The organism is Methanosarcina sp. DH1, from assembly GCF_020804205.1.
GTDB lineage: Archaea > Halobacteriota > Methanosarcinia > Methanosarcinales > Methanosarcinaceae > Methanosarcina > Methanosarcina vacuolata.
Genome location: NZ_WJBJ01000014.1, coordinates 87,537 through 96,847, shown reverse-complemented (window position 1 = coordinate 96,847; position 9,311 = coordinate 87,537). Strand labels below are relative to the sequence as shown.

The following is a 9,311-nucleotide window of genomic DNA, read 5'->3' as shown; positions in this document are numbered from 1 at the left end:
CCGCTGAYAAAGTGAAGGAAGCTTTTGAGAAGTCAGGATTTGACCTCAAGAAAGATGGTACTCACAACTCTGTCATTACTCCGGGTCTTGCTGCCCGTCTACAGGGTGACATTGAGGACAAACTCGGTGCAAAGGTTCTTGTGGGACCAATGGACTCAGGAAGGCTACCTGGATTTATGGAAAAGAACTGGCCTCCAAAATAATCAGAAACTAAATTTGAATATTAATATTCCGTGTCAAAAGGACACGGAAATTTCTTTTTTAAACAATTGTGAAATAATATATTTAGTATTTTTTGAGACAGTTTTGTAATAAAATAGCTTTTAGCTTTCTGAAAAACGAGACCTGTGAAAATTAATTTCTAGTATTTTCTGATACCTTTTAAATTTAAGAAATATTTATATAAGACAAATACTAATTTACTAAACATCTAAAATATAATTTTAAATCGTTTTATACCTGAAATATACTTTTATTACATTGTAAAGATATGAGCTCTTCGCTAATTTTGCACTCTATAACTTTGGGGAGTCTAAATGCTAAAAAGAAATTAGAAAATCCAGCTATTTTTAAGTAGTGTGTCAAATCTGTCATGCTATTTTATGTGAAAATTGTTTTCTCAGGACATAAAATTTTCGGCATTTTCGATATACTGCAATGATATATTAAAGATGATTCAAAATCTGACTTATAGCATATCCGAAAAAGTCACTAATGCATATCGAAAAGTTGAAATATGTCTAAATATCCGGGCATCTGTTCCGGTTTTACATATTGTAAAAGTTAGATGAATTGAGAAAAGTCTGACTTAAGAAAGAGATAATTCATCGTGAGTTGTGGAGCGTCCCGCGCGCAGGGATGTGATAATGTGGCGCGCGGGATTTATGGTATCAAGGCTCGCCCCAGGCAAATAGGCGAAGAAGCACGTTTTTTAGTTCAATATATTTTAGGCAGGAGTTTCCTTGCTTATGATATAAGCGACCATTTTAGGGTTAAGTTTTCTTTCCCTTGAAACCTTTGCTTCAATATCCTCAGTGGATATACCTTCAGATTTCATTTCCTTTATTTTCTCAGTCACCGAGGACGGAACGGTGTAGTATTCGTTAATGTCCTTCCTGTGACCCCAAACATCACCTTCGATTAGCTGGATACGCTGCATTTTAAAGAACATTTCCATGGACTTTGAGATTGTGCCCATATAGGATTTAGGCAACTGAATTACCTCGATCTTCGGGCAGGTCTCAACAAGTGCAAAAACGTCCTTGTTTGAAGGTCTGAAAGCCAGGTGAACAACGCGCTCATTCGGATTAAGTGTGAAGATTTCTTCTCTAGAACTAACTACTCGAATTTTCATACGTCTCATCATTACAAAGTTGTTTTTATTGATATGACATCATGTCAAATATAAGTAAGTGTGTTGTTGAGCCAATATTATTTATACGGTTGTCTGGAGATGCTGGATATTCAACTTATATTTTCTTTCTGCTCTTCGGGATTGAAATCGCTATACCGGAGTAGCAAAAAAATCGATATCGAACGCCCTCTAGTGTGTGAATCCTAGAGAATTATTTAGACTCCAAGGCTTTGGTTGAGACTAATAGAGAAAGAAGAATTAAACATTAAAATCAAAGCTTAATAGCTAGCAAAGAGAATTAATAGATAGAAAGGGAGTGAAATGTATGACTGAAATGACTCTAATCGAAGCACTGGAAAAACTTGCATTAATCAAAAAAAATGGACTAGATACACTGATCCAGATTCCGGATAGTGCAAATGGATCTATCACAATAAGTGAAGCAATTAAAGCGATCAGGGATCACACTCCAGACATATCCGAAACTGATAATTATATCATAGGCGGTGACGGAATTCGGAAAGGAGAGAAAGGCGAGATAGTATATCAAGTAAAAGACGAGTAAAATTGAGAATCAAAAAAATCGAGAGCTTTAATCCTCGAAATGTGTGCGTCCTGGATAATTCTTTCAACAAATTACATTCGACATACTTGGCTAGTGCAGAAATTGACCCAGGTTTGACCGGGAACACCCAGGACGGGTACTCTGGAGCCCCTGGCAGGTTCATGGCTGAGTCGAAAGGGCTGGGATGAGTTGCATGGGTGAGTTAAATTCGGTAAAATATCCATAAAATAGCAGCAAAATAGTACAACTTTATAAAATCTTATAAAAATATACTGCGGTATTTTAGCTAAAATAGTCACTAAAATATCCGTAAAATAGTACAACCATTTTAAAATTATATATAAATATACTCAATCAACGTTGCGTTGAAAACTCGAACGTAAAATAGTAAAATAGTACCCTCCATTAACACACCACCCTCACAGCACATACACATATGCTATATATAAAAAAAGAAATAAAAATGGTTCGCGTATATAGGATAGGGAGGTGTTAATGGAGGTTGTGATTTTACTATTTTACATCAAGCTTTTTAACGGAGCGTTGATTGAGTGTATTTATATATAATTTTAAAATGGTTGTACTATTTTACGGATATTTTAGTGACTATTTTAGCCAAAACGAGCACAGTATATTTTTATAAGATTTTATAAAGTTGTACTATTTTACTGCTATTTTAGTGACTATTTTAGCAGATTTTAGCGTAAATGACGCAGTTTCTTATAAAAATAAAATATATAAAAAAGAAGTGTATAAAAAATAAATTTTAAATGTCTAGTTGTTCTGGCGTTTGTGAAAAACTTTTATCAGTCGCAAAAACATCTTCAGTGATTGAATTAACAAATTCCATTTTCTCGGGTGGTATTAATGGTGTATTGTCGCGCTGGATAAGTGTTTCTACGGTCGATCTTTCTATAGGCTTTATTTTTTTGAGTATTACACCGGAGTGATATATTCCAGTACCTGTATATCCCACATAGTTTTTCTCGGGTAGCTTAAATTGAGTTCGATTTGTTTTCACATGCAGGAAACACATTGATGCACGGGGCGAACCATTTACACGTATGTACATTGGTATAATAACTCTATACCGAATTAACGTAGCAATGAGTGGTTTCATTTTATGCTCCCCGCGCCGTGTTGTGTTGTATATTTGGGTTTGGGTGATAAATTTGATATCAGCATCATCAGGTAACAGATCAAGCGTGTGTAGCAAATCCTTCATAAATGCAAGCGTGCAGCGTCTTGCATGTTCTACTTCCTCAGGTTTTTCACTACCAAACTCCTCAAACCAGTGGGTTTCGTAAGCGCGTGCTATATCTACCTTTTTTTCCAGTAGTTCCGCTTTAGCGATGTTTTGTGATGTGTTTTCGATTGACTCATACAACTTTTCCATATCCTTATCTACATTTTCACCTCGCAATAGCTCCATTGATCGTATTGCGCTGGGTAGATATATTGTGTCGAACAGCTTACAGGCATATTTCATCATATCCGGAGGTACAACGATCTTTTCTATCGCGACATCGTGCAATAGAGATGTTTTGAAATTAGCAAACATCTCGAAAAGATCATCTTTAGTGTCCTCAAATCGTTCTGCGATCTCGATTTCATCCCCCAACTGAAGCGAATTGTTTTTTATGCTGTGTTGAGATTTCACAATTTGGTAGGGTAAATTTCCGATTGTTATGAGTGCTGCGATTTTATAGAGGTTCTCGAAGTGTCGCCCTCTCACTAACTGCATGAATGGATTATCGCTATATGTTTCCCTCATGTTCAGTTCCCAATTTTTTGCAATTTTCAGGCTCTCCTCATGGAATATGATATCAACCTTTACACCGTTGTATTTTCTCGGATCGAATAACGCCCTAATTATTTCCGTTGCGTTGTACATGGCTTTCTCTTTCATTCCTAGAACAACAGCTTGATTTTCTCGACTATTTATATTAGCAAATATATCCAGGTCTCCATCATCAGAATCAGAAACATCGCTTTTCGGAGGTAGTGGAATTGGGTAATCCACATATGTATAAAGGAATCGCATTAAGAAACCACTGTCAAGATCAGCACTATCAAGGTGATTCATTGCATTCGGAGTAGTGAAGGCATTGATCGTGAGAAAAACATCACCACATCTGAATTCTGTAGTGACGCCCGGTTTATCTCCCGTGTTCTGTTTTGGGGGAAACACACAGGAGAACAGGCTGCACAACATTTGCTCTGATCCTGCCATGTAATTCTTATTCAGTTTCGCGAAAAAACCGCCGTACTCTTCGTCCCATGTACTTTTCCAGCAGTGGGGAATTCCAAGCTCGCTTGGCGGGTGAGTTATGTGAGTTGTTTTCATTTCATTTGTTTTCGGGTCGGGTCGGATGTCTATTTGCTCTTCACACAAGCTTTTTTGTAGGGTTTCCGGAGTAGGTGCGCACGCGGTGAAAGTGTGTGCACCTCCGAGCACGTTAGCCACTGTTTTTTGGCACTCCCTCATAATCGTGGTTTTTGATGATCCTGGTGGCATCAAACCAAGCAAAAAGACATTATTGTACAGCGGTGATGGGAACGGAGACCCAAAAATATCGTATGTGATTTCCTGTGTTTGCTTTAGCGTGACAGAGGCAATCGTTGCTATAGCGTTCTGAAAAACAGCTTCCTTGTAGAGATACGGAGAGTTAAGCCGATTTAACCACAGGTTGATATAATTGAATTTAGGCAAACCTTGCACATCTAGCTTGATTTTGATTTTTCGGTTTTCCTGGATTTCTTCATTCGATTCTTCACTCGATTTCTCAAATTCCAGTTCTTGCGCTGTGATTGGCTGCTGTGTTGTGATTCTTAACAGTTGCTCATATGCCTGATACATGTATTCTTCTGTGTCGATGCCGTTTTTTGACAGCTCGGCTAGAATGCTCTTAAATGCGCTAACCACATCAGCATACTTTATCTGACTTTGTGTGGCTAAATCACGGAGTAGCTTCTTAACACCTTCAGGTACGCTGTCAAGTGTTTCATTCTCGTGGTTTCTTACTTTTTCAGCATTAAGGCTGTGCTGTTCGATCAGGTAATTTATGCCATCCTGTACGTTTTGGGGTGGAATCACATTATTTAAGTCGTTACTCATTTTTATTACCTCACATTTAGGTGAGGCTAAACCGACGACAGCAACTGACAAACAAGTATAAATACAAAAACCGTGTATAAGATCATAGGCAATTGATTATATACACGGTTTGAGTCGTTGTATTCGGCTCAAGCCTCTTTCCTAATTTTCTGTCTTCTGTTCTGTTCTCTTTTCACGTTAGCTCAAATTCCTTCCGCAGTACGTTATTTATATACGTGCTGCGGGGCGCAACACCTCGTGCATTGTCGAGTTTGCTCAGTACATCGAAATCAAGTGTGATATTTAACGCATCTTTTGTTTTTGGTGATCTACTCATATTTAGATCCTCCAATTTGATTATTTGTAATAATGATATTTATGCTATATAAACATATTTGATGGTCTGCGTCTACCGATGTTGTTTTTGTTAAAATTGTTTGAGTTTCATACAAAATTAATATTTCATACATTCGAATATTAATCCGGTATCTCGATTTGCTCCACAACTCTTTGAAGGGCTTCCCAGGCAATCCCATCTTCACACCGCAGGCATCTTTCCCTGATCATTGATGCTTCAACTGATCTCGAATTCGCGATTGCCGGTCTATAGTTTATAAAGTTATACTGCTTGCCATATATCCGCAGCATTTCATCATATGTGCAGCCGCGTTCGGCTGCTAGCACTTTCAATTTCTCAAATACCTCGTCCGGGATCATTCCCAGCGCCTTTCGGACTTCGGGTGATATCATTTCCTAAAATCTCCTTATCCATATATTGGGTGTGGATCAGCTGCTAATGCATCATCCTCAGCGTCGTCCGCCTCGTCCACCGCTGCTATACATTGTTTTATGATATGCTCAATGGCAGATGACAACGAAATGCCTTCAATTTTGTACTCCAACAAATCTGCCAATACCGCCTCGTCTAATGCAATTGTAAGCAATGCCGTCCTTCCTCGCGTCCCTTGCACGGGCTTACTATTTTTAAGCTGTGCAATATGATCTCGCAACATACTCTCGATTGTTGCTGAGCGGGAAAACTCCCCGCTGATGTTGTTTATCTCTATTACCAAGTCCGGGCTGAGGGATGTGTTGACATTTATTTTCCGGTCTTCTGGTTTTTTCATTTTCACCATTGTATGACCCCTTGTTTGATAATCTGTTTAGTAATCTGTTTAGTAATCTGTTTAGTAATCTATTTAGTAATTTGACAACACTTCCCATGCTATAAAAACTCTTGGAGAGTCTTGCTACTAATTTAGGATGATGTTTTTCAACTGTTAAGATGCCTACAGCTCACGGTTTCTATACGTGAAAACAATAGGTATATATAAGATTAATTCAAGGACTGGCTATCCATTAATTGTTATATCGTGTTACGTAAAACCGATAAACCGCGCTGATGGTGTTAAGTATATATAGTAATAAAGCATAGATATATTTGCCAGTTGGGTGAGTGGGCTGCTTATCTCCCGCTTAAGACACATCCAAAGGCTTACCATGCTCTGAACAAAAAACGTATCAGGGTGGTCGTTTCCACCCTGACCTCAACACATTCTCAACCAGTTACTAATTTTCGACTAGTTTCTCACATGATCCCGCCCGTGTGCTTATAATAAACATACTCGCATGATGCACGTAATCGCGTGTATATACGATGAAAAAAGGTCAAAAACCGGAGCGGTAGAGGGTTCAAAAATCGAAAGTTGCACCGTTCGCGGCATATAGTATAAAGGGAAATTTTACTGCCCTATAACCATATTACAAGGTGTAAAAATATATTAATACTATAAATGTTAAAATATATTTGAACATTAACATATTATGTTACTTTCTGGATTTATAAATTTCGGATAATAGTAAGGCTCGGCTTCTTCTGGTTTGATGATTAAACTTTCGGGTTTTTTAAAATCAATGCGATTAAATCCTTTATAGGTTGGCATTCGGCGCGGTGTGTGGCGATTTCGGTTGAGATCAAAGCCGAGTTTGAGCCTCTTCATATACTCTAAATACGCTCTAATGCCTTTTTTGTTTATTTTGTAAAGATAAGCATTTGATCCTTCCAGAGGCTTTAAGCGCCTGAAATAACCATAATGATGTTGTATGTAATGGCATAAGATTCGACTTACATTTTTGGCAGGAACGTCCAAACGCTCTGCAATTTGCCTGCAAGTCATCGGTTGTGATGCCCACATGAGCACATCCATAATGCGCAGTTTCAGGAAGTTATACTTATGATAAAATCTAATTTCTATGCTTTCGTTTTCTGTTTCTTCCATGCATGATAGTTACATCATGAAACTATTTATTTTCTCGTCAGCGTGCAGTCTCCCGATTCGTAAAACACATAACGTGCACGCGCATTATGCCCACGCGCGTAATGTATGTAAAGCCTCTGTATCACGATTTTAATCCTTTATTAATATATTGCTTTTCTCGGAATTAAACTTTCAAAATTCCCTGGTCGCCACATCCTCCCCACGCACGCATAAATCCTGCGCGCGCACCTGTTTTATCGCGCGTGTAAATCCTGCGCGCGTATATGGGGTATATATGGTGCATATATGGTGCATGTATGGATTTAGGGTCTTTTATGGGCTTGGACTGTCCACAGCAAAATCTAAATACATTAGATGCCTAGTAAGGGATAACAGCTTAGTACTGTGGGAATGAGGGACAAATGACTACTATTATCGAAATTGCAGCAGCTCAGGTTCTGGGTTGTGATGTTGAGGATGTCGAAAAGCTAAACTATGATCACTTTGGGATGGATGTCTATACAGATGGAAGCCAGGAATACGCAATAGGGCTGGATGAAGAGGCAAGCCAGGCGGCTCGCGATGAGATCTTAGAGAGTCTCTGGGCTTTTAATGCGGAGTTCATCCTGAGCCACTCAAAGGCAGGTTCAAAGCCGTCCATTATAAAAGCCCTAAAACAGATGCAAGAATCTCTCTGCGAGGATGCAAACGAACTAATAAGAGTCCTCATAACTGACCTGGATCAATTTGTAGAGGATGCGATATCCTCAGATGGGCGCGGAAATTTCCTAAGTCCTTACGATAATGAAGAGCAGGAAATTAACATTAATGGGATCATATTCTACTGTTACAGGCTCAATTAAGTAATTCGCTCTCCGTGTGGGCTTCGACTGTCTACAGCAAAAGCTTTTATGGTACAAACGATATGATAGTTTATATGACGTTCGAACAACAGTACACAGAGAGCGACTTTCTAAAAGTCATTCCATACTCGAATCCTATCTCAATTGCAGCTATCATAAGCGAGATTGGCTGCGCGAAAAACACAGCCAAGCGATATTTAGCGGAACTTGAGCGGGAGCATAAAATCACACGCGCTAATATTCAAGGCTCCATTCATTTTGGATATGTGCGTATTCCTTCGCAGGAAATTACATTAGAGGGAGTTGTTGGACCGGATGGCATCATAAAAATAGATGATAAATTTAAGGGTAGTAAGTACAAATTAATTTTATACAAGGACGAAGATGTTAATCTCTAAAGTCCACCTGTATAATTCTGGATTCATTGATTCTGCACAATTCTCATAAAGCCTATGCAACGCAGTTTTCACGCCATTACAACCTGTATTTCTGCAACTCATAAAATATAAAAAATATTGTTTATATAAAAATATTAAATGTAAATAAGTATATATTATAGAAAAGCAGATTGTATGGTTAAAGCATTTGTCACATTTGACAAGTGCTTTAAACCGAACATCCACCCTAGATTAAAGGAAACCCTTTGGGATATTAAAAAACAACTTGTTGTATAGCAACGGAGAGAAGGGACGCGACTCCCTTCTCTAATCTTTAACTAAAGATGCAAAAGTGCTTATTTTGCATCTTCCAAATCCTCTTTTAATTATACGAAATGTTATTTATACGTTTTGTTTTATGCATTGAAAGACATAAACGCCGAACCCTTCGACTTTTCCCATTTTAAAGCCTCATATCGAAGTTCATATTTACATGGTTCTGGCTATCTTTTCTCGTACGGATGACATCAAGTAGCTTCACAAGCGCAATCAATCCTACGACCGCTGCAATCGCGACGAAAATCCAGGATAACCAGCCTGCCTGATACACTATATCTTCGCTCTGGATGCCTACCATGAGACTAAGCCCGCTCGTGAGCCAAAATACGAATCCTAAGATGCCTGAAATTACGTCCGTGTAGTTGTTTTTGTCATACCCAAACCAGGAATATGCTGTACACAAAAGCGCCAGACCAATCTGAACTTCCCAGATTCCGATAGGTATTGCCATATTAATT

General features: G+C 38.5%; 10 protein-coding genes and 1 pseudogene. 4 read left to right on the top strand and 7 right to left on the bottom strand.

Annotated features, from left to right (window positions below; genetic code table 11):
• A pseudogene (locus FXW07_RS07270) lies at positions 1-203 on the top strand (acetyl-CoA synthase subunit gamma); the annotation flags it as partial.
• A gap of 743 nt (positions 204-946) precedes the next feature.
• Here FXW07_RS07270 and FXW07_RS07265 read toward each other — a convergent pair.
• The gene (locus tag FXW07_RS07265) at positions 947-1,354 is read right to left on the bottom strand and encodes a DUF1699 family protein (RefSeq protein ID WP_229394869.1); all 408 of its coding nucleotides are present in this window, start codon (positions 1,352-1,354) and stop codon (positions 947-949) included.
• A gap of 325 nt (positions 1,355-1,679) precedes the next feature.
• Between FXW07_RS07265 and FXW07_RS07260 the strand changes: the two genes are divergently transcribed.
• Positions 1,680-1,919, top strand: a complete 240-nt coding sequence (locus FXW07_RS07260) for a hypothetical protein (protein ID WP_229394868.1) — start codon at positions 1,680-1,682, stop codon at positions 1,917-1,919.
• A 766-nt stretch (positions 1,920-2,685) separates the two neighbouring features.
• Here FXW07_RS07260 and FXW07_RS07255 read toward each other — a convergent pair.
• From FXW07_RS07255 to FXW07_RS07235, 5 genes are all read right to left on the bottom strand, one after another.
• Positions 2,686-5,037 carry a hypothetical protein gene (locus FXW07_RS07255; RefSeq protein WP_229394867.1) on the bottom strand — a complete coding sequence of 784 codons (2,352 nt, stop codon included), beginning with the start codon at positions 5,035-5,037 and terminating at the stop codon, positions 2,686-2,688.
• A 172-nt stretch (positions 5,038-5,209) separates the two neighbouring features.
• Positions 5,210-5,353 carry a hypothetical protein gene (locus FXW07_RS07250; RefSeq protein ID WP_229394866.1) on the bottom strand — a complete coding sequence of 48 codons (144 nt, stop codon included), beginning with the start codon at positions 5,351-5,353 and terminating at the stop codon, positions 5,210-5,212.
• 140 nt (positions 5,354-5,493) lie between these two features.
• A complete protein-coding gene (locus tag FXW07_RS07245) occupies positions 5,494-5,766 on the bottom strand; it encodes a hypothetical protein (protein ID WP_229394865.1) in 273 nt (90 codons plus the stop codon).
• 14 nt (positions 5,767-5,780) lie between these two features.
• Positions 5,781-6,152, bottom strand: a complete 372-nt coding sequence (locus FXW07_RS07240; protein ID WP_229394864.1) for a hypothetical protein — start codon at positions 6,150-6,152, stop codon at positions 5,781-5,783.
• A gap of 678 nt (positions 6,153-6,830) precedes the next feature.
• Positions 6,831-7,295 carry a helix-turn-helix domain-containing protein gene (locus FXW07_RS07235; RefSeq protein ID WP_229394863.1) on the bottom strand — a complete coding sequence of 155 codons (465 nt, stop codon included), beginning with the start codon at positions 7,293-7,295 and terminating at the stop codon, positions 6,831-6,833.
• A gap of 401 nt (positions 7,296-7,696) precedes the next feature.
• Between FXW07_RS07235 and FXW07_RS07230 the strand changes: the two genes are divergently transcribed.
• Entirely contained in the window at positions 7,697-8,137 is a 441-nt protein-coding gene (locus FXW07_RS07230; protein ID WP_229394862.1) for a hypothetical protein, read from the top strand.
• A 74-nt stretch (positions 8,138-8,211) separates the two neighbouring features.
• Complete coding sequence (locus FXW07_RS07225) at positions 8,212-8,535, top strand: hypothetical protein (RefSeq protein WP_229394861.1); 324 nt, start codon at positions 8,212-8,214, stop codon at positions 8,533-8,535.
• A 442-nt stretch (positions 8,536-8,977) separates the two neighbouring features.
• Here FXW07_RS07225 and FXW07_RS07220 read toward each other — a convergent pair whose 3' ends face one another.
• Positions 8,978-9,304: an alkaline shock response membrane anchor protein AmaP gene (locus FXW07_RS07220; protein WP_229394860.1), complete on the bottom strand. Its 327-nt coding sequence runs from the start codon at positions 9,302-9,304 to the stop codon at positions 8,978-8,980.
• Positions 9,305-9,311: the final 7 nt, after the last annotated feature.

Bases quoted from the DNA above. Each gene is read 5' to 3' on its own strand.
- FXW07_RS07250 (WP_229394866.1), bottom strand. From the start codon at position 5,353: ATGAGTAGATCACCAAAAACAAAAGATGCGTTAAATATCACACTTGAT.
- FXW07_RS07245 (WP_229394865.1), bottom strand. From the start codon at position 5,766: ATGATATCACCCGAAGTCCGAAAGGCGCTGGGAATGATCCCGGACGAG.
- FXW07_RS07235 (WP_229394863.1), bottom strand. From the start codon at position 7,295: ATGGAAGAAACAGAAAACGAAAGCATAGAAATTAGATTTTATCATAAG.
- FXW07_RS07230 (WP_229394862.1), top strand. From the start codon at position 7,697: ATGACTACTATTATCGAAATTGCAGCAGCTCAGGTTCTGGGTTGTGAT.
- FXW07_RS07265 (WP_229394869.1), bottom strand. From the start codon at position 1,354: ATGAAAATTCGAGTAGTTAGTTCTAGAGAAGAAATCTTCACACTTAAT.
- FXW07_RS07260 (WP_229394868.1), top strand. From the start codon at position 1,680: ATGACTGAAATGACTCTAATCGAAGCACTGGAAAAACTTGCATTAATC.
- FXW07_RS07255 (WP_229394867.1), bottom strand. From the start codon at position 5,037: ATGAGTAACGACTTAAATAATGTGATTCCACCCCAAAACGTACAGGAT.
- FXW07_RS07240 (WP_229394864.1), bottom strand. From the start codon at position 6,152: ATGGTGAAAATGAAAAAACCAGAAGACCGGAAAATAAATGTCAACACA.
- FXW07_RS07220 (WP_229394860.1), bottom strand. From the start codon at position 9,304: ATGGCAATACCTATCGGAATCTGGGAAGTTCAGATTGGTCTGGCGCTT.
- FXW07_RS07225 (WP_229394861.1), top strand. From the start codon at position 8,212: ATGACGTTCGAACAACAGTACACAGAGAGCGACTTTCTAAAAGTCATT.